Genomic DNA, 20,198 nt, shown 5'->3' on the forward strand with positions numbered 1-20,198 from the left:
ATTGTTTAAATCAGTAAACCTTAAACTATTAACCGTTAAACTCTTAAACCCTTAATCTATAACTTTAAATTAAAAAAAATGTCAAAGAAAAAATACGAACGCCCATTTATTCAACAATTGAATACGGGTTCTATGAACAAATTTGGAACTAGAACAAATTTAGGACCAGTAGATTACATCGATAATGTATCGGTAAAAGGAATGATTAAAGATTATGGTTCTCCACTTTTTGTAATTAGTGAAAGAACCATCAGAGCGACCTATAAAAATTGCTTAAGAGCATTCAAAACACGTTATCCAAAAGTACAATTTGCTTGGAGTTATAAAACCAATTACATCAATGCAGTATGTAATGTTTTTCATCAGGAAGGCTCTTGGGCTGAAGTGGTTTCCATTTTTGAATACCAAAAAGCCATAAGAAACGGTGTGCCTGGAGACAAAATTATATTTAATGGTCCAGAAAAATCAAAAGAAGATTTAGCGCTTGCAGTTGAAAACAATTCATTGATACATATTGACCATTTCGATGAGTTATATAAACTTTCAGAATTACTGGAAGGCGGCACAAAAAAAGCAAGAGTGGCCATCCGAATGAATATGGATACTGGTGTTTACCCAATGTGGGACCGATTTGGATTCAATTATGAAAACGGTCAGGCGTGGAATGCCATCAATAAAATTATGTCACACGACGAAATGATATTGGAAGGTTTGCATTGTCATATTGGGACTTATATGTTGTCTGCCAATGCCTATTCTATTGCAGCTTGGAAGCTTTGCGATTTGGTTCGCGAAACCAAATCAAAATGGAATCACGCTATAAAGTACATCGATTTAGGCGGTGGTTTTGCTTCTGCCAATACGTTGAAAGGTTCTTATTTACAGGGCGCAGACGTTATTCCATCCTTTGATGATTATGCAGAAGCCATAACTTCAACAGTTTTAAATTTTGGTTTCAAAAAAGAAGATTTACCCTTGTTAATTTTGGAAACAGGTCGCGCAATGATTGATGATGCGGGCTATTTACTAGGTTCTGTAATTGCCAATAAAACCTTGAGCGACGGCCGAAGAGCTACAATTTTTGACTTTGGTGTAAATATCTTGTTCACCGCTTTTTGGTACAATCATAAGATTTCACCAGCTCAATATTTTTCTCACCATACTGAAGAAACAGTTTGCTACGGACCACTTTGTATGAATATTGATGTTGTCAATGATAATATTTCACTGCCATTATTGAATCAAGGAGACAATGTTGTTGTGCATCGAGTGGGTGCTTATAATATGACTCAGTGGATGCAATTTATTCAAATGCGACCAAAAGTGGTCTTGATTGATATGAAGGGCGATGTTCATATTATCAGAGAAAATGAAACTGTTGACACGATTGAAGCTCCTGAAAGAAAACCGGAACATTTATCAAATTTCGTACTTTGATTTTATGAAAATTAAATCAATTCTAACCAATTTTTGGGTCGAAAGTACCTTAAATAGCTACAGCATTATCTTTTTTTCCAATAATAAAATATTGGCATTGTTGCTGTTGTTTGTTACTTTTATGACTCCAAAAATTGGTTTAATTGGTTTGGGTTTTGTTTTGTTTTTTCACTTTTTATTGGTTCGATTAGGTTATAGTAAAACCGAAATTAGATCTGGAATTTTGGGATTTAATGCAGTATTTGTGGGTTTGTCAATTGCTTACAGCTATGAAATTAACAAATTTTTCATAGGACTATTTTTCATTTCCATATTGATTTCCACTGTGATTATTATCTGGTGCAAGAATTATTTTGGCAAATATCATTTACCATTTTTGACGGTTCCTTTTTTTATAATCGTGAATATTATTTCACTTTCGACTAAAAGTTTTGATGTCTTTAATGTAAATATGGATTTTGTTTTTCACGAAAATACATTGGTTGGATTGCAACAAAATAATTGGTACAAATTGGTACATTCATTAGATTTATTTGCAATTCCTCACCATTTCAAAGTGTATTTAATCACACTTTCCACCGTATTTTATCAAAAAACGGTTTTAGGTGGTATTTTGATCTTGATAGGCTTGTTCATTTACTCCAGAATTGCGGTGGTTTATTCCTTCATTGGATTCTATTCTGCCTTATTTTTTTATACTATTATGGGCGGAAATTTAGAAAATCTCACTTATTTTTATTCAGGAGTAAACTTCATATTTTTGGCTATTGCTTTGGGCTGCTTTTTTTATATTCCCAATATTTACTCTATGCTTTTGGTGTTTTTTTTAAGTCCAATTTTGATGTTTATAATGATTACTTTGGGTAAAATTATGGTTGTTTTTCAGATGAACTCATTGTCGATGTCCTTTTCAATTTTGACAACTGTAACGCTGTACATATTGTATCACAGACAAACTTATAAATTGATAATCCCAGCAAATGCAAGCTTTTATTCGCCTGAAAAATCATTATATGACTATTTACATCTTCTGAAAAGAAAAGTGGTAAACCCTAATTATACCATGTTTTTACCTTTTTGGGGAGAATGGTTTGTGAGTCAGGGTTATGACGGAAAAATGACGCATCTTGGTGATTGGGGCAAAGCATTGGATTTTGTGATTTGCGATGAAACCAACAAAACCTATAGTAATTTCGGAGAAAAAATTGAAAATTTTTATTGTTACAACAAACCTGTTTTGGCTCCCGCAGATGGTTACGTTTATGATGCCATCAATTATGTAGAAGAAAATGAAATCAATGATGTAAATACGAATGAAAATTGGGGAAATTCCATTATAATCAATCACTTGAATGGGCTGTATTCGCAGATAAGTCACATAAAAAAAGACAGCTTTCTAGTCAATATTGGCGATTATGTAAAAAAAGGAACAATACTTGCAAGCTGCGGAAATTCGGGTCGATCACCAGAACCGCATATTCATTTTCAGGCCCAACATATTCCAGTTTTTGGTGCAAAAACAGTGGCATTGCCCCTCTCCTATTTCATTGAAAACAAAGACAATGTATTGGAATTTAAAATTAATGAAGTTCCTTCAGAAAGCACGTTTATCAGTAATGTCGAAGAATTGCCATTGCTTTTTAATGCTTTTAATTTTAAACCCAATAACCGATTAAAAATTACAAATGAAAAAACGAATGTTGTAGCGGAATTTGAGATTTTAACCAATGAATTAAACCAGTTGTATTTCTATTGTAAAAAAACGGACACGAAACTGTTCTTTAAAAACGATGGCGTTTTATTTACTTTCGAGAAATTTGAAGGTAATAAAAACTCGGTATTATTTGAATTTTACAAATCCTGCTATTCTATTTTATTAGGGTATTATCCAACAATTTCGCTGGATTATTATATGCCGAATTACTTGTTTACAAATTTCGGACTCCAAATAATCAATGATATTTTTGCACCAATACATAGTTTTATCAATGTAAAATACAGTTCCAAGCCACTAAAAATTGACAATTTAATTCATCCAACAGAAATTATATTACATACAAAATACCTTTCGGAGTTTCTCGAAAAATCATTTTTTGAAACGAATTATCGTATTAGTGTACTAGGAAATGAATCCATTGTAATTGAAAATACGAACGCAAAAACTAAATACCAAATAAAATGCGAAACCTTGTAACAGCCGTACTATTTTTGACATTATATGTTTGTAACGCACAACAAATTACTTCTGAGCAATTTGATTTAGAGACTTATAATTCGTTTTCAAAAAAAGACTACAACACCACAATTCAGTTGGGAAACGAAGCAATAAAGCGAGGAATTGACTTCTATTTTTTGCGCTATCGCATTGGAGTTTCTTATTTTGAAAAGACAAATTATGAAGTTGCCATCACTCATTTTGAAAAAGCGAAAGAATTTGACAGCAATGATCCTGTTTTGATGGAATATCTTTACTACAGTTATCTTTACACCAATAGAAACGAAAAAGCGGTTGAGTTATTAGCTATTTTTCCAGACGATTTAAAAGCAAAAATGAATTATAAATCATCTTTTTTTAAATCAATTTCTGCTGAATTAGGAGTTTTAAAAACAAATAATTTTGATACAAATAAAAATGCCAATTTAAAAGCTAACAATAATTTTGCCCACGGAACCTTTTATTCTGATGTCATTTTCGCGAACATTTTTATAAACAATCAAATCACCCCTAATTTTAAATTGCAAAACCTATTGTCTCTTGTTTCAAATACTTCTAACGACCTGTTTCAGTCTTCTTTACCCGTAAATAGATCTCAACTTTTCACAAACAATAACAATTATTTTCAATGGAATGGTATTGGTTCCTATTATTGTAAAGGTTGGAATATTGGTGCAGGTTTTGGCGTTTATAACTCGAGTTATATTACCTATACTCCACCTCCACCATTTCAACCTAATACTCCTTTTTCTTCGATAAAAACAAATACTACTAATTTTTCTACAAGTATCTCTTTGAGTAGAAAGCTAAAATATATTGAACCCAGTTTAGCAATAACCTACACCAATTTATCGAATACCGATACATTTTGTATTGAAGGAGCATTAAACTATTTCCCACTAGGAAATCTAAATTTCTACGGAAATACAAAAATTGGCATGGTTACAAATGATTCAGAAACCAACACTATAATTACTCAATTACTAGGAGTGAAAATAGCAAAAAAAATATGGATTGAAGGATATGGTGCTTACGGAAATCATCAGAACTATATTAGCGACAGCGGACTTTATGTTTTCAATACACCCAACAAAATCAATTGGTATGCTGGAAGCAATTTGAATTTCTATTTCAAACAAGTTGATTTTAGTTTAGGATATGGCATCCAAGAGAGAGCATCTACTTATGAAAACGGACCAAATCCTTCATCCATAAATACAATAAATTACACTTATAATTATAATCTTTTAAAAACAAAAATCGTATGGAAATTCTAAAAAAATCATTGCTAGTCATTTTATTTGTTGGAACTCAATGGGTAAATGCCCAAGATCAAAAAGCCACTCAAGAGGCTTTTTCTAAAAGTTATACTCTCGAAACGGGAAAAAAATATAACGAGGCTATCGATATATTGAAGTCATTGAACGCATCCCAAAATTATGCTGTTCAGTTGCGATTAGGGTGGCTATTGTACACTGCAAAAAGATATGATGAATCTGTTGCTGCTTATAAAAAAGCAACAGAAATAATGCCTGCGTCTGTCGAGCCGTTGTTGGCTCTCGTAAATCCATTGGCAACTCAAAAGAAATGGGATGAAGTTGAAAAAAATCATTTGAATATCCTGAAAATTGACCCCAAAAACAGTTTAACCAATTTTAGATTGGGTCAAATTTATTACAACAAAAAAGAATATGCTAAAGCAGAGAAGTATTTTTCAATCTCCCTAAATTTATATCCATTCGACTATGATTCAATGCTAATGAGCGGTTGGAATTATTACTTTCTTGGAAAATATAGTGAAGCAAAAGAACTATTTAATCGAGTTTTATTGTACAGTCCTTTTGATACTTCGGCAACTGAAGGATTGGGGTTGATAAAATAAATGTATAAAAAAAAGCTCCACAATTTTGTGGAGCTTTACATTTATATTGAAACAATGGTTTAAAAAGCCACATTCCATCGAGGTAATTTCCCATTTTCGTCGAAGAAATTCTGCAAAATTTGTCCTTCTACAAAAGTTGGGATTACTTTATTTTTCTCGTTGAAAGTATCGTACCAATGCACTTCTAATCTAGCGATATTTTCTAATTTCATTTGTGCTGGCCAAGAATATTTTCTTCCGGTTTTAGCAAATTGGTGACCGTTTACAATTTTGTCGAACAAGCCGCCGTTTTTACTTTTTAATGTTCCATCATTTTGGATTGTTCCGGTAGAACCCACCATAATCAAGTCTTTTTCTTCACCTTCTAAAGCATAAACCAAGAAAATTCCGCTTCCGGTTTCTGGAGCATTGCACACATCATCTAAATTGTCATCAATTGAAAAACTAAATTGATTATTGACTTTGAACTTTTTTAACTCTTTATACATTATATTGTTTGTTGTTTATAGTTTATCGTTGGCTGTTTTCGCAACACAACTTATGAAAAAACTCCATCTCGTTTATTCAACTAGACGGAGTTTTATGTTATTATTTGGAATTTGTCTTTTGGAATTTACCCCAATACTTCTTTTACTTTTTTTCCTATTTCGGCAGGAGAATCTACAACGTGAATACCACATTCTCTCATTATGCGTTTTTTAGCTTTAGCTGTATCATCAGCACCACCAACAATGGCACCTGCGTGACCCATCGTTCTTCCTTTTGGAGCAGTTTCGCCAGCAATAAATCCAACTACTGGTTTACGATTTCCATCGGCTTTAATCCATTGAGCCGCATCTGCTTCTAATTGACCACCAATTTCACCAATCATTACAATACATTCGGTTTCTGGATCATTCATTAATAATTCTACGGCTTGTTTTGTTGTTGTTCCAATGATTGGATCTCCACCAATACCAATGGCTGTAGTGATTCCCAGACCTTGTTTTACCACCTGGTCAGCAGCTTCATAAGTCAAAGTTCCTGATTTTGAAACGATTCCGACAGTTCCTTTTTTGAAAACAAAACCTGGCATAATGCCTACTTTGGCCTCACCAGGAGTAATTACACCTGGACAGTTTGGTCCAATTAATGTGCAATTTCTATTTTTGATATAATTGTTTGCCTTAATCATGTCAGCTACAGGAATTCCTTCTGTTATAGCAATAATTACTTTGATTCCGGCATCGGCAGCTTCCATAATTGCATCTGCAGCAAAAGCTGGTGGTACAAAAATGATTGTAGTATCTGCACCTGCCTGATCTACAGCATCTTTAACGGTATTAAAAACTGGTCTGTCTAAATGGGTTGTTCCTCCTTTTCCAGGCGTAACGCCACCGACAACATTTGTGCCGTACTCAATCATTTGAGATGCGTGGAAAGTTCCTTCACTTCCGGTAAATCCTTGAACAATTATTTTTGAATCTTTATTAACTAAAACACTCATGGTATATATTTTATATGGTTTTTTTATAGCTGTGCAAAAGTAAGGTTTTGCAGTTAATATTTAAAAAAATAATTAAGAAAAATGACTCATTTGATAACCTCTAAACAATTTATCGTCTTTTACTTCCCAAATCACGAAAAAATTACCCATTAGCATTTCCTCTCGAGGATTTTCAATAGTTTTTACAAAATGGGAAAACCGCAACGAAACTAGATTTTTTTCCTGAAGTATGTGACTAATTCTAATTTTGGAACGGACGTAAGCTCGAGATAATTCATCTGTTAAGGATAAAATATCATCGTAGTTCATTTGGATAAATCCCTTACTAGTATTCCAATCAATAGTAACTTCAGGATGAAGCAGATCGCTAACTGTTTTTCTATCTAATAGCACATCAGATTTATAGAAATCGAGAACAATATCTTTTGGTTTCATATCAAATCTTTTAATTTTTGAAGTATGTCTGGTATCTTTTTAATATTAGCAAGCTGTTTCAATTTTTCGCGAGATTCTTCTATCGGTGTTCCAAAATAAGTTTTACCACCTTCAACTGATTTTGTAACTCCAGTTTGCCCCAGAATTACTGCCTTCTCCCCTATTGTTATGCCACTTGTAGTGCCTACTTGTCCCCAAATGGTAACTTCGTCTTTGATGATTACACAACCTGCAATTCCTGTTTGGGAAGCGATTAAACATTTTTTCCCAATAACGGTGTCATGTCCTACGTGCACTTGATTATCAATTTTGGTTCCTTCGCCAATGGTGGTATCACCTGTAACGCCTCTGTCTACCGTGCAAAGTGCTCCTATGCCCACATTGTCTTGGATAACTACTCTTCCGCCTGAAATTAATTGATCATATCCTTCAGGACGTTTTTTGTAATAAAAAGCATCTGCTCCGAGAATAGTTCCTGCGTGAATAATAACATTATCACCAATAACAGTGTGATCATAAATGGAAACATTCGAATGAATTAAACAATTTTTTCCGATTACAACATGGTTTCCAATGAAGGAATTGGGTTGTATTATGGTTCCTTCTCCAATTTTGGCAGAATCCGAAATAGCAACATTCGAAAATTGAAACGGTTTAAAATGTTTGGTTAGGATATTAAAGTCTCGAAAAGGGTCATCAGAAATCAATAATGCTTTGCCTTTTGGACAATCTACCTTTTTATTTATTAAAATGGTTGTTGCAGCAGAATGTAATGCTTTATCGTAATATTTGGGATGATCTACAAAAACAATATCACCTGATTCTACAACGTGAATTTCATTCATACCAGAAACTGGAAAATTTTCATCACCAACGAATTCGCTGCTGATGATTGTTGCAATATCCTTTAATGTGTGTGTAGTATTGAATCTCATAGCCCCCTGTCCCCCAAAGGGGGAAATTTATACTAAAATATAATATATCAAATTATGCCAACTATTCCCCCTTGGGGGGTTAGGGGGCTTATTCTTTAACTCTTTCCATATAATTTCCAGTAGTGGTATCAATTTTTATTTTATCGCCTTCATTGATAAATAAAGGAACATTTACTGTTGCTCCAGTTTCAACCGTAGCCGATTTTGTAGCATTTGTCGCTGTATTTCCTTTGATTCCTGGCTCTGCGTAAGTCACTACAAGAACAACAGATGCTGGCATATCTACTGAAAGAGGTAAATCAGTTTCGGTGTTGATGGCAATCATAACATTCTCACCTTCTTTTAATAAATCCGGTGAATCCAATACATTTTTGTCTAAAGATATTTGTTCAAAAGATTCAATATTCATAAAGTGAAACAAATCACCTTCTGGATATAAATATTGGAATTTATGGTTTTCAACACGAACTTCTTCTATTTTATGTCCTGCTGAAAAGGTATTGTCCAATACTTTTCCGTTAGATAAACTTTTTAGTTTAGTTCTAACAAAAGCGGGACCTTTTCCTGGTTTGACGTGGAGAAATTCAATAATTTTATAGATGTCGTTGTTGTATTTTATGCACAATCCGTTTTTAATATCTGATGTTGATGCCATTTTTTTATTTTAGATTTTAGATTATAGATTTTGAAAATTTTTTTATGGTGTTTAATTGAAATTGAATGTCACGAACTAGAAATCTAAAATCAGAAATCTAAACTCTAAAATTAGTAATTCCCAGAATAGCCTTTCATTACTCCTCTTGATGAATTTCTGATAAAATCGATGATTTCGTCACGCTCTGGAGTTGCTTCCATTTCGCCTTCAATGATTCCTAGAGCTTGAGTTACATTGTAATTTTTTTGATACAATATTCTGTAAATTTCTTGAATTTCTTTTATTTTTTCAGAAGTAAATCCACGTCTTCTCAATCCTACTGAATTAATCCCAACGTAAGATAATGGTTCTTTTGCCGCTTTGGTAAAAGGTGGAACATCTTTTCGTAACAAAGAACCTCCTGAAATCATAGCGTGATCACCGACACTAATAAATTGATGTACAGCCGAAAGACCTCCAATAATAGCGTAATTCCCTATTGTTACGTGACCGCCCAAAAGTACTCCGTTGACAATAATCGCATTGTTTCCAATATGACAATCGTGTGCAATATGCGCCGCTGCCATAATCAAACAATTGTCACCAACTACAGTTTGCCCAGAAGCAATAGTTCCTCTATTGATTGTTACGCATTCTCTAATGGTACAATTATTGCCAATTATTGCCAAAGAATCTTCTCCGCCAAACTTCAGATCTTGTGGTATAGCAGCAATTACTGCTCCTGGAAAAATATTGCAATTTTTTCCTATTCTGGCGCCTTCCATTATAGTAACATTTGAACCTATCCAAGTTCCATCGCCTATAATAACGTTATTATGAATAGTGGTAAAAGGTTCTATAACTACATTTTTGGCAATTTTGGCACCTGGATGAACATAAGCTAGCGGTTGATTCATAAATTTTATGTTTATGGTTTATAGTTTGTAGTTTGTAGTCTTAATTATAAACACTAAACTACAAACTATAAACATTTTTCTACTGTTTTTTAGCAATTTGCGCCATCAATTCTGCTTCGGCAACTAGTTTCCCATTGGCGTAAGCATTGGCTTGCATATGACAAATTCCTCTCCTTATTGGCGTTATTAATTCACATTTAAATGTCAAAGTATCTCCTGGAAGCACTTTATGTTTGAATTTGACATTATCGATTTTCATAAAATAAGTCAAATAATTTTCAGGATCTGGAACTGTACTCAATACCAAAATCCCCCCCGTTTGTGCCATCGCTTCAACTATTATAACGCCAGGCATCACTGGAGCTCCAGGAAAATGCCCTACAAAAAAACTTTCGTTCATTGTCACATTTTTCAATCCAACGATATGACTTTCAGACATTTCTAAAATTCTATCCAAAAATAAAAACGGAGGTCTATGAGGAAGAACTGACATTATTTTGTGAATGTCCATCAAAGGTTCTTGATTCAAATCATATACAGGAACGTGATTCCTTTGTTCTATTTTAATGATTTTGGCAATTTTTTTGGCAAACTGAGTGTTGACAAAATGACCCGGTTTATTAGCTATTACTTTTCCTTGAATTCTTGTTCCAATTAGTGATAAATCGCCTACTACATCAAGCAGTTTATGTCTGGCAGCTTCGTTTGGATAATGCAGGGTCAAATTATCTAAAATACCATTGGGTTTAACTGTTAATTCCTCTTTTCCAAAAGCAATTTTTAGATTATTCATGGTTTTTGCGGAAATTTCCTTATCCACATAAACAATGGCATTATTCAAATCTCCTCCTTTTATTAATCCTTCTTCTAATAAAAATTCTAATTCATGCAGAAAACTAAAGGTTCTAGAATTGGCTATTTCAGTTTTAAACTCAGAAATAGACTTCATGGTTGCATTTTGAGTGCCTAATACTTTGGTTCCAAAATCCACCATTGCTGTTACGCTGTAATTATCATTTGGCATAATCATAATTTCACTACCTGATTCTTCATCGGTAAACGAAATAATTTCTTTTACAACATAAACGTTTCTTTTGGCTTCTTGATCTTGAACACCAGCTTTTTCGATCGCTTCAACAAAATATTTCGAAGAACCATCCATAATAGGAAGTTCTGATGCGTCTAATTCTATTATAATATTATCTAAATCGCAACCTACTAAGGCTGCCAAAACGTGCTCGGGAGTTTGAATTTTAACTCCTAATTTTTCTAAATTAGTTCCTCTTTGTGTATTTACAACATAATTGGCATCGGCTTCAATAACAGGTTGTCCCTCTAAATCCTTTCGAACGAAAGTAAAACCATTATTGATTGGAGCAGGTTTAAAAGTCATAGTCACTTCTTTTCCTGTGTGTAATCCAACTCCGGTTAGTGAAATTTCTGCTTTGATAGTCTTTTGTTTAACCATTGTTCGCATTTTTTTGATTTAATATTTCTTTTTTTAATTCTTCTAATTCTGTTACAATTTTTGGCAAATTCTTGAAATGAACATACGATTTACTAAAATCATTGTACCCAAATGTGGGACTTCCTTGTAAAATTTCGTCGTCCTTTACATTGCGAGCGACGCCGGATTGCGCCTGAATACGTACATTATTTCCAATGGTCAAATGCCCAACAATACCTACTTGTCCGCCAATCATTCCGCTTTTGCCAATTTTTGTAGAACCTGCAATTCCTGTTTGAGCAGCAATAACGGTATTTTCGCCGATTTCAACATTATGTCCAATCTGGATTTGATTGTCGAGTTTCACTCCTTTTCTTATAATGGTAGAACCCATTGTGGCTTTATCAATCGTCGTGTTTGCTCCAACATCTACATTATCCTCGATAATTACATTTCCTATTTGAGGAATTTTGGTATACGTTCCGTCCTCATTTGGAGCAAAACCAAAACCATCAGCTCCTATGATTGCCCCAGAATAAATCACACAATTATTTCCTATGATTGTTTCCGAATGAATTTTAGCGCCGGCAAAAATAGTAACATTATCCCCAATTTTCACATTTTCGCCAATAAAACAATTGGGATAAATTTTTACATTATCTCCCAAAACTACATTGTTTTCGATATAACAAAAACTGCCTAAATATAAATTGATACCATAATTTACGCTTTCTGCAATAAAGGAAGGTTGTTCTATGCCTATTTTTTTCGCTTTTGAAGTTTGATCATAAAACTCCAATAATTTAGTGAAAGACAAGTAAGCGTCTTCAACTTTTATCAAAGTGGTAGTTAATTCTCCTTCAGGAACAAAAGTGTTGTTTACAATAGTTATGGTCGCTTGAGTCGAATAAATAAAAGGTAAGTATTTAGGGTTTGCCAAAAAACTAATAGACCCCTCTGAAGCCTCTTCAATTTTTGACAATGTATATACTTCAGCTTTTGGATTACCAATCACTTTTCCGCCCAAAACGCCTGCTATTTGTTCTGCTGTAAATTTCATCTTAATCTGATCGTATTTTTTATAGTAATAAAATGAAAACCTTTATTTAACGATCTATTATTATTAAAAAAAATGTGTTGTTTTGTTTCATCTCGACAAAAATATAAAAAATAGATTTTAAATATTGATTTTTAAGCAAGTTGTTTTGGAAAACAAAGATAGTATTTGGTCACAAATTTAGATAATGACTTTAAATTCAATTGGTCAGAAGCTTCGACAACATCTTCAATTGTTTTGTCTTTTTTCAAAATCCGAATGGGTTCAGCTACTTTGCTATATGCCTGATTTTTAATTTTCCCTTTAAAAATAAAATAGCCGGCTTCGGTTAAACTAATATTATTTTGTGCTGCGAATCGTTCTTTAAGAACGTGCAATTCCTCAGTTGACACTTTTTCTTCGCTTAATTTTATTTTTAATAAATCTCTATTAATAATCATTTTACTCAAGGAAGACAATATAAAATCATCTTGTTTTTGCCAAGATTTCAATGCGCTAATAATGTCAAAATCATCCAATTGAGAAAACAAATCTAAAGTTTCGCTATAGAAAGTTTCCATTGTTATTTTGTGTTGCATAAAGAATAGCAAAGGTTCGCTGCATGGTAAAATCACTCCTTTTTCGGTCAACTCCTTAGCCCGTTTTAGCACTTTCGTCAAAATCAATTCGGCCACCAAACTGGTTTTGTGCAAATAGACTTGCCAATACATCAATCGTCTGGACATCAGGAATTTTTCGACCGAATAAATGCCTTTTTCTTCGATAACCAAGACATCATCGACTACATTCATCATTTGAATTAATCGCTCCGAATTAACATTTCCTTCGGCCACACCCGAATAAAAACTGTCGCGTTTCAGGTAATCCATTCGATCCATATCGAGCTGACTCGAAATGAGTTGCAACATAAATTTTCGGTGGTAATCTCCTTTAAAAATTTGGATAGCCAAACTTAACTGACCCTCAAACTTTACATTTAATTGTTGCATAAACAATAACGAAATGGCTTCGTGATGAACATCTTCGACAATGCTACTTTCCATCGCGTGCGAAAAAGGTCCGTGACCAATGTCGTGCAATAAAATGGCAATAAACAAGGCGTTTTCTTCTTCAGGCGAAATAGAAATCCCTTTGAAACGAAGGGTTTCGACCGCTTTTTGCATTAAATGCATGCAACCTAAAGCGTGATGAAAACGAGTATGATTGGCGCCAGGATAGACCAAATAAGACAAACCCATTTGGGAAATACGGCGCAATCTCTGAAAGTATGGATGCTGAATTAAATCGTAAATTAAGGCATTTGGTATGGTAATAAACCCGTAAATAGGGTCATTGAATATTTTTAGCTTGTTGATTTCGTTCACTGTATCGCTTAGTTTTGAGTAACAAATATAGGTAAATCTGCGGGGGAATGAAAATTTAAGTTTTCAAATCCTTTAGAATGATTCTCCACTCTGCAAAGCGTCCGACTTTGAGATATTGATGTTCGGTTTTCAACCGTTTTTGTTTTAGCTGATTTAATTATAAAGTCCGTCGCAAACTGACAGACACATCCTCAAATGCGGCAACTTTGCTGTGCTAGTTTTGCTTTCTATCTGCCTCGTCTTTTATTCGTATGTTGATGTCCACTTTGGCACCACGAAGAACATAAATTGAAATTGTATCTTCCCTAGCAAATGTATTGATCCTCTGGCTTGCTAAATATACCTTGTCAAACAAAGGGATTTCAGTTTTACGTTTTTTGTCTTCGTCATTTCCTTCCTTAACTAAAACCACATCCACTATTTTTTTGTCGTAACGAAGCCAATTGATATAGTCGGCGTTAAAAGATTGAGCTACTACTTTTTTGTTTTTTGTATAATAGTTTATGGCTCCCGCTTGCCCGTAATTGTCGCACAAAATAAGGGTTTGGTCGAGGTTTGGTAATTGGACACAAACGCTATCCACTTTTCTTGCCAATTCTTTCCAACCCAGCATGTCAGCATAGTCTTGTGGCAAGGCATGTTCTTTGCCATCTTCCCAACGAAGCATGCCTAATTTTCTATAAGGTTCTTGATGTTGCACCATATATTTAGGACTTTTATTTGGAAATCCAATTTTGTAAAAAGGAATAAATAACAACAGTGGAATACTAATTAATACTGGTTTTAAATACTTTTTCCAACCCTCTTTCAAAATAGATTCCAGATAAACGGCTCCAAATGAAATGTAAATTGGGTAAATTCCAATGGCGTAATAATCCTTGGCTTTGAAGTACATAAAAACCACTAAAGTAAAAATAATGCTCCAAAAGAAGCAACGATACCGCTTAAAGGGTTTGTAAAAAAGTAAGGCATAAAACGCGAAAAAAATCACTAAAAGGGAACCTAGGTAAAACAGCAATTGAGCCTTCAAAAAATCAATTCTGTTTACATTGACCAATTGTGTTTCTGCTAATTCCCTCACATGTCCAATAACTGGAAAATTATTGTTGTACTGCCACAATAAATTAGGCAAAATAAGCAACAACACAGTCAATAAAGCCAGATATAGTTTGGGTTGAAGCACTATTTTGCGCTGTTTTGTCAAGAGTACGGCAGGACATAACCCAACAATTAAAAACACTATATTGTATTTATTCAAGAATCCTAACGCAAATACTACAGCACCTATAAAAAACCATTTTGTGTTTTCTGTTTTGAAATATTTGATAAAGATAAAATACAAGCTTGTCCAGCACAACACGTCGAAAGAATTGGGTTGATATAAAATATTTAAACGCAAAAGTGCTGAAAATAAGACACACGTTGCTCCTAAAATTAATGCAAATGTATTTCCGTTAAGTTCTTCGATTGCTTTCCAAACCACATAAAGTGTCAATGCTCCAAATAGTGCCGGAAAAAATTTTATCCAAAAAATCGAGTTTCCCAATAATAGAATGAGATACGAAATCCAAGAAGTAAATGGCGGCACCGACTGAAATCCCCATGCTAAATGATTGGCTTGATCTAGATGCAAATATTCATCCCGTTGCAAGTCGTATTCAGGACTAATCAGAATGTATTGCAACACAAATTTAAGTGCAATAAAACCGATCAAAATTAAAGTGTTTTGTTTCATTGCTACTATTTTATTAGTATGGTTACTCCCATTTTGCAAAAAATTTCTTGTAAATAATAGTTCGATTAACTAGGTTTGTTTTGCCTTATTTATTACCAAATATATTAAATAATTCCTACAGAATATAAAAATTATATTTATCAATTAATAAGCATTTTTATGGAAATCGTTATTTTGTAACTTCCTCTTTAGTGAGGGATGGAAGTGGCATCCTCGTAGTGCAACGGAGAGATATAGCGTACAACCCGACAGCGACGGAGCTTGCGGAGACGGTGGCACGCCAAAAAAAACACATCGTTGTGATTGCGTCGTTCCTCGCAATGACTAGCTATACCTTAAAATAATATTAAATTATCACTTTATTGGCCACTTAAGATAATAAAAAAGCTAATTTGGCGTATTGAATGTTTACTTTTAATTACTTACTATTTACAATTATGGACAAGATAAAAATACTTTGGGTCGATGACGAAATTGATTACCTAAAACCACATATTTTATTTCTGGAAAAGAAAAATTACAGTGTTACCACCTGCAATAACGGTCGTGATGCGATTGATATTTTTGAAAACGAAAATTTTGACATTGTTTTCCTTGACGAAAATATGCCTGGAATGAGTGGATTGGAAACGCTTTCGGAAATGAAAGAAAAAAAATCGTCTATCCCGATGATTATGATTACCAAGAGCGAAGAAGAGTATATTATGGAGGAAGCCATCGGCTCTAAGATTGCCGATTATTTGATCAAACCAGTCAATCCGAACCAGATTTTGTTGAGTTTGAAGAAGAATTTGGACCACTCTAGATTGATTTCGCAAAAAACTACTTTGGATTATCAAAAAGAATTTCGCAAAATTTCGATGGAAATGGCGATGGTCAATTCCTATGAAGATTGGGTAGAATTGTACAAAAAATTGATCTTTTGGGAACTCGAACTCGAAAACATTGACGATCAAGCAATGATTGAAATACTGGAATCGCAAAAAGCTGAGGCCAATTCGCAATTCGGGAAATTCATCGAAAGGAATTATGAAAATTGGTTCAGTCCAAAGGCAGATAAGCCTGTTCAATCACACACTTTATTTCGCGAATTGGTAGTTCCTGAAATTGTAAAAAAAGACAAGCCAATTTTGTTTGTAGTAATAGATAATTTGCGTTACGACCAATGGAAAGTTTTTGAAAACGTGTTAGGAAATCATTATAAGTTAGAAAAAGAAGTGCCGTATTACGCTATTTTACCAACGGCAACTCAATATGCTAGAAACGCTATTTTCTCAGGATTGACACCATTGGAAATGGAGAAACAGTTTCCTCAATATTGGAAAAACGATCCTGAAGAAGGTGGAAAAAACTTGTTTGAAGCCGAGTTTTTGACCGCTCAACTCAAAAAATCAGGGTTGAATATCAAGCAGGATTATTTTAAAATCACGAATCTTGCGGGAGGGAAAAAGCTGGTTGAAAACTTCAAATCTTTAAAAAACAACGATTTAGTTACTGTAGTTTACAATTTTGTTGATATGCTTTCGCACGCTAAAACCGAAATGGATGTGGTCAAAGAACTCGCTTCAGACGATAAAGCCTATCGTTCTTTGACTTTGAGTTGGTTCAAGAATTCGCCTCTTTTAGAAATCATTCAGCAAGCCCAAAAACTAGGTTTCAAATTGATTTTAACCACCGATCACGGAACAATAAACGTAAAAAATCCTTCGAAAGTAATTGGAGATAAAAACACGAGTCTGAATCTACGCTACAAAACAGGGCGTAGTTTAACCTATGAACACAAAGATGTTTATGCCGTAAAAGAGCCGAAAAATATTGGTTTGCCTACCATAAATATGAGCAGTTCTTATATTTTTGCAAAAAATGATTTGTTTTTGGCTTACGTGAACAACTACAATCATTATGTGAGTTATTATAAAAATACGTATCAACACGGTGGAATTTCTTTAGAAGAAATGATTATTCCGTTTTTGATTTTCAATCCTAAATAATGCAGATTGCAGATTTTAGTTTGCAGGCTTCAATAACTACTTTGAGGTATATCTCCAGAGATATTAACTAAATTATAGTCACTGATTCACAGATTTTCAAAAATCATTTTTAATCTGTGAATCTGTGGCAAAAAAATCGAAGCAGAGCCTCGAGGAATTAAACCTATAGAGATTAAACACAAACTTTTAATAGAATGAATATTATTTTTTCATTAGATGAAATTAATGAAGTTGCCCAAGAAATTGTAGCTCAAAATCCGAATAAAGTGATACTTTTTCACGGAGAAATGGGCGTTGGAAAAACCACTTTGATTAAAGCTTTGGCTACAACTCTTGGTGTAAACGGTGCCACAAGTAGTCCAACTTTTTCTATAGTTAATGAATATCAAACTACTAACAATCAAATTGTTTACCATTTTGATTTTTATAGATTAAAAATAGAAACAGAAGCTTTAGATATGGGAGCGGATGAGTACTTTTATTCTGGCAATTGGTGCTTTATCGAATGGGCCGAAAAAATTCCAAACCTTATTCCTGATTTGCATTCGGTGATTACAATCGTCTCGCTGCCCGATGGGAAACGACACTTAACTTTAATTTAAATCTATTAATACAGTCTCATTTTAAACTTTTTATGTAAATTGTACCACTAATTAGTACCAAACAATGGCAATATCTCCATTCACCAAGCAACAGTTATTACCTCAAGAAGAAAAACTTGAAATAGCACGACATAAAAGCGAACTCTTCATTGGAATTCCCAAAGAAACAAGCTATCAGGAACGTCGCATTTGCCTTACACCTGACGCGGTAAATTCTTTGACATATCAAGGACATCGGGTAATGATTGAGGCTGGAGCGGGAGAAAGTTCGAGTTATTCGGATAAAGAATATGCCAATGCCGGTGCCGAAATTACGAACGACACCAAGAAAGTATTTGGCTGTCCGATGTTATTGAAAGTCGAACCAGTGAGTTTAGCAGAAATTGAAATGATGAATGCAAATTCGATAATTATTTCAGCTATTCAAATCAAAACAAGGAAGAAAACGTATTTCGAAGCTTTGGCCAAGAAAAAAATAACTGCTTTGGCACTTGAATATATCAAAGACGAAGATGGCTCCTATCCTGCCGTGAAGTCTTTGAGTGAAATTGCAGGAACTGCCTCTATTTTAATCGCCGCGGAATTAATGATCACTAATGAATTCGGAAAAGGATTATTGTTTGGCAATATTACCGGAGTTCCTCCTACAGATGTTGTGATTCTTGGTGCAGGAACAGTCGGTGAGTTTGCCGCAAAAACCGCTATTGGATTGGGTGCCAATGTGAAAGTTTTTGACAATTCGATTCGAAAGCTACGCCGTTTGCAAAACAATTTGAACCAACGAATTTTTACTTCTACCATTCAACCCAAATCTTTATTGAAAGCATTAAGGAGATGCGATGTGGCGATTGGTGCTATGCGTGGTAAGGATCGATGCCCAGTTATCGTCACAGAAACTATGGTCGAACATATGAAAAAAGGAGCTGTAATTGTCGATGTAAGCATTGATACAGGAGGTTGTTTTGAAACTTCGGAAGTAACATCACACGAGAAACCAACCTTTCTCAAGAATAATGTTTTGCATTATTGTGTCCCCAATATTCCTTCTCGATATTCTAAAACGGCATCACTCTCTATTAGCAATATTATCACGCCCTATTTATTGCAAATTGCCGAAGATGGCGGAATCGAAAGCGCTATTCGATGCAATAACGGATTGAAAAATGGAGTTTATTTGTATCACGGAATCCTGACCAACAAAGCAATTGGAGATTGGTTTGATTTACCTAACAGCGATATAAATTTAATCGTTTTTTAACGTAACTTTCTTTTATCTTTGCCCGAAAATTGACTTATGAAATTTGTACATCGTTTTGCTTACTATTTGGTAGGATTAATTATGGGATTGTTTGTTGTTGCTGCCATCTTCAGCGGTAAAGACACCCGTTGCAATTATTTTCCTAATGCCAGAGTTTTGAATGATTTAAGAAACAAACCTTTTTATTATTCAAATGAGGCTTCACGAGTATTGGCAGAAAAATGGATAGACACCATCGATATCAAAAACTGTCTGAAATATGGTGATGTTGATTTTGATAAAAGCAACAAACCTGTCGGAACCGGAAAACGCTATGTGATTGAAGGTAAAACTGTGAAGAACCAAGAAATAAACCTTGAGGTGATCAATTATCCTGAAAAAGCTGTTTTGGATAAAATTATAAAGAAATAGAACTTTCCTTTTACGAAAAAACTCTTAATTTGCGGAACAGGGTTTTAGAATCTGAAACAAGTTCAGATTAATGACCCGAGGCTTTAGCCGAACGGGCGAAGCAAAGGCGACATTTGATATTAAGAGGAGGAAGCCCAGTGGGCTTCAGGTATTTTCAAAAATTCTATTAAACAAAAAACCCCTCCCGATGTAACGGGAAGGGTTCCATAAAGAAAGGCGACGACATACTTTCCCAGCCGCCGCGGCGGACAGTAGCATCTGCGCAGGCGGGCTTAACTACTCTGTTCGGGCTACATTTTATCTTATTTTTCTAAAAAAATAAAAATTGCTATTTCATCCTGTTTGTCATTCCGTAGGAATCTCCATTGTAGTTTGAGACTCTTACAGAATGA

At 34.2% G+C, this 20,198-nt stretch carries 18 protein-coding genes; 8 read left to right on the top strand and 10 right to left on the bottom strand.

All coding sequences use genetic code 11. The features are described from left to right. Positions 1–78: 78 nt before the first annotated feature. From RMO83_RS06835 to RMO83_RS06850, 4 genes are read left to right on the top strand one after another with little or no spacing between them, the layout of a single operon-like run. Positions 79–1,437, top strand: coding sequence for an alanine racemase (locus RMO83_RS06835; protein ID WP_310558930.1), 1,359 nt, complete (start codon positions 79–81; stop codon positions 1,435–1,437). Between the two features lie 4 nt (positions 1,438–1,441). After that, positions 1,442–3,631 (top strand): urea transporter, encoded by a 2,190-nt coding sequence (locus RMO83_RS06840; RefSeq protein WP_310558931.1) that lies wholly within the window; start codon positions 1,442–1,444, stop codon positions 3,629–3,631. After that, a complete protein-coding gene (locus RMO83_RS06845; protein ID WP_310558932.1) occupies positions 3,616–4,929 on the top strand; it encodes a hypothetical protein in 1,314 nt (437 codons plus the stop codon). The genes RMO83_RS06840 and RMO83_RS06845 overlap by 16 nt, the downstream gene beginning before the upstream one ends. Further along, on the top strand, positions 4,917–5,534 hold the full coding sequence (locus tag RMO83_RS06850) for a tetratricopeptide repeat protein (RefSeq protein WP_310558933.1): 618 nt from the start codon (positions 4,917–4,919) through the stop codon (positions 5,532–5,534). Before RMO83_RS06845 ends, RMO83_RS06850 begins: the two co-directional genes overlap by 13 nt. Positions 5,535–5,593: 59 nt before the next feature. Here the strand turns inward: RMO83_RS06850 and RMO83_RS06855 are convergent, their stop codons facing one another. The 10 genes from RMO83_RS06855 to RMO83_RS06900 all read right to left on the bottom strand — a co-directional run bounded on the left by RMO83_RS06855 (position 5,594) and on the right by RMO83_RS06900 (position 15,544). Next, a complete protein-coding gene (locus tag RMO83_RS06855) occupies positions 5,594–6,022 on the bottom strand; it encodes a hypothetical protein (protein ID WP_310558934.1) in 429 nt (142 codons plus the stop codon). Between the two features lie 125 nt (positions 6,023–6,147). Continuing rightward, positions 6,148–7,020, bottom strand: coding sequence for a succinate--CoA ligase subunit alpha (gene sucD, locus RMO83_RS06860; RefSeq protein WP_310558935.1), 873 nt, complete (start codon positions 7,018–7,020; stop codon positions 6,148–6,150). Between the two features lie 72 nt (positions 7,021–7,092). Next, positions 7,093–7,455, bottom strand: coding sequence for a nuclear transport factor 2 family protein (locus tag RMO83_RS06865; RefSeq protein WP_310558936.1), 363 nt, complete (start codon positions 7,453–7,455; stop codon positions 7,093–7,095). Further along, entirely contained in the window at positions 7,452–8,390 is a 939-nt protein-coding gene (locus RMO83_RS06870) for a UDP-3-O-(3-hydroxymyristoyl)glucosamine N-acyltransferase (RefSeq protein WP_310558937.1), read from the bottom strand. Before RMO83_RS06870 ends, RMO83_RS06865 begins: the two co-directional genes overlap by 4 nt. 88 nt (positions 8,391–8,478) lie before the next feature. Beyond that, positions 8,479–9,045, bottom strand: coding sequence for an elongation factor P (gene efp / locus RMO83_RS06875; protein ID WP_310558938.1), 567 nt, complete (start codon positions 9,043–9,045; stop codon positions 8,479–8,481). A 110-nt stretch (positions 9,046–9,155) separates the two neighbouring features. Continuing rightward, the gene (lpxA, locus tag RMO83_RS06880) at positions 9,156–9,941 is read right to left on the bottom strand and encodes an acyl-ACP--UDP-N-acetylglucosamine O-acyltransferase (RefSeq protein WP_310558939.1); all 786 of its coding nucleotides are present in this window, start codon (positions 9,939–9,941) and stop codon (positions 9,156–9,158) included. A gap of 79 nt (positions 9,942–10,020) precedes the next feature. Next, positions 10,021–11,409, bottom strand: a complete 1,389-nt coding sequence (locus tag RMO83_RS06885; protein WP_310558940.1) for a bifunctional UDP-3-O-[3-hydroxymyristoyl] N-acetylglucosamine deacetylase/3-hydroxyacyl-ACP dehydratase — start codon at positions 11,407–11,409, stop codon at positions 10,021–10,023. Next, positions 11,402–12,448 (bottom strand): UDP-3-O-(3-hydroxymyristoyl)glucosamine N-acyltransferase, encoded by a 1,047-nt coding sequence (gene lpxD / locus RMO83_RS06890; RefSeq protein ID WP_310558941.1) that lies wholly within the window; start codon positions 12,446–12,448, stop codon positions 11,402–11,404. Before lpxD ends, RMO83_RS06885 begins: the two co-directional genes overlap by 8 nt. Before the next feature lie 131 nt (positions 12,449–12,579). Further along, a complete protein-coding gene (locus RMO83_RS06895; protein ID WP_310558942.1) occupies positions 12,580–13,809 on the bottom strand; it encodes an HD domain-containing protein in 1,230 nt (409 codons plus the stop codon). Positions 13,810–14,023: 214 nt separating this feature from the next. Continuing rightward, positions 14,024–15,544: a glycosyltransferase family 39 protein gene (locus RMO83_RS06900; protein ID WP_310558943.1), complete on the bottom strand. Its 1,521-nt coding sequence runs from the start codon at positions 15,542–15,544 to the stop codon at positions 14,024–14,026. Between the two features lie 437 nt (positions 15,545–15,981). Between RMO83_RS06900 and RMO83_RS06905 the strand changes: the two genes are divergently transcribed. From RMO83_RS06905 to RMO83_RS06920, 4 genes are all read left to right on the top strand, one after another. Beyond that, on the top strand, positions 15,982–17,535 hold the full coding sequence (locus tag RMO83_RS06905; RefSeq protein WP_310558944.1) for a bifunctional response regulator/alkaline phosphatase family protein: 1,554 nt from the start codon (positions 15,982–15,984) through the stop codon (positions 17,533–17,535). A gap of 194 nt (positions 17,536–17,729) precedes the next feature. Continuing rightward, the gene (gene tsaE / locus RMO83_RS06910) at positions 17,730–18,137 is read left to right on the top strand and encodes a tRNA (adenosine(37)-N6)-threonylcarbamoyltransferase complex ATPase subunit type 1 TsaE (protein ID WP_310558945.1); all 408 of its coding nucleotides are present in this window, start codon (positions 17,730–17,732) and stop codon (positions 18,135–18,137) included. 64 nt (positions 18,138–18,201) lie between these two features. Next, a complete protein-coding gene (locus RMO83_RS06915) occupies positions 18,202–19,395 on the top strand; it encodes an alanine dehydrogenase (protein ID WP_310558946.1) in 1,194 nt (397 codons plus the stop codon). A gap of 36 nt (positions 19,396–19,431) precedes the next feature. Then, a complete protein-coding gene (locus RMO83_RS06920) occupies positions 19,432–19,806 on the top strand; it encodes a DUF4258 domain-containing protein (protein WP_310558947.1) in 375 nt (124 codons plus the stop codon). The last annotated feature ends 392 nt before the right edge of the window (positions 19,807–20,198 follow it).

This window comes from Flavobacterium sp. (assembly GCF_031423415.1).
GTDB lineage: Bacteria > Bacteroidota > Bacteroidia > Flavobacteriales > Flavobacteriaceae > Flavobacterium.

Bases quoted from the DNA above. Each gene is read 5' to 3' on its own strand.
- RMO83_RS06835 (WP_310558930.1), top strand. From the start codon at position 79: ATGTCAAAGAAAAAATACGAACGCCCATTTATTCAACAATTGAATACG.
- RMO83_RS06840 (WP_310558931.1), top strand. From the start codon at position 1,442: ATGAAAATTAAATCAATTCTAACCAATTTTTGGGTCGAAAGTACCTTA.
- RMO83_RS06845 (WP_310558932.1), top strand. From the start codon at position 3,616: ATGCGAAACCTTGTAACAGCCGTACTATTTTTGACATTATATGTTTGT.
- RMO83_RS06850 (WP_310558933.1), top strand. From the start codon at position 4,917: ATGGAAATTCTAAAAAAATCATTGCTAGTCATTTTATTTGTTGGAACT.
- RMO83_RS06855 (WP_310558934.1), bottom strand. From the start codon at position 6,022: ATGTATAAAGAGTTAAAAAAGTTCAAAGTCAATAATCAATTTAGTTTT.
- sucD (WP_310558935.1), bottom strand. From the start codon at position 7,020: ATGAGTGTTTTAGTTAATAAAGATTCAAAAATAATTGTTCAAGGATTT.
- RMO83_RS06865 (WP_310558936.1), bottom strand. From the start codon at position 7,455: ATGAAACCAAAAGATATTGTTCTCGATTTCTATAAATCTGATGTGCTA.
- RMO83_RS06870 (WP_310558937.1), bottom strand. From the start codon at position 8,390: ATGAGATTCAATACTACACACACATTAAAGGATATTGCAACAATCATC.
- efp (WP_310558938.1), bottom strand. From the start codon at position 9,045: ATGGCATCAACATCAGATATTAAAAACGGATTGTGCATAAAATACAAC.
- lpxA (WP_310558939.1), bottom strand. From the start codon at position 9,941: ATGAATCAACCGCTAGCTTATGTTCATCCAGGTGCCAAAATTGCCAAA.
- RMO83_RS06885 (WP_310558940.1), bottom strand. From the start codon at position 11,409: ATGGTTAAACAAAAGACTATCAAAGCAGAAATTTCACTAACCGGAGTT.
- lpxD (WP_310558941.1), bottom strand. From the start codon at position 12,448: ATGAAATTTACAGCAGAACAAATAGCAGGCGTTTTGGGCGGAAAAGTG.
- RMO83_RS06900 (WP_310558943.1), bottom strand. From the start codon at position 15,544: ATGAAACAAAACACTTTAATTTTGATCGGTTTTATTGCACTTAAATTT.
- RMO83_RS06905 (WP_310558944.1), top strand. From the start codon at position 15,982: ATGGACAAGATAAAAATACTTTGGGTCGATGACGAAATTGATTACCTA.
- tsaE (WP_310558945.1), top strand. From the start codon at position 17,730: ATGAATATTATTTTTTCATTAGATGAAATTAATGAAGTTGCCCAAGAA.
- RMO83_RS06915 (WP_310558946.1), top strand. From the start codon at position 18,202: ATGGCAATATCTCCATTCACCAAGCAACAGTTATTACCTCAAGAAGAA.
- RMO83_RS06920 (WP_310558947.1), top strand. From the start codon at position 19,432: ATGAAATTTGTACATCGTTTTGCTTACTATTTGGTAGGATTAATTATG.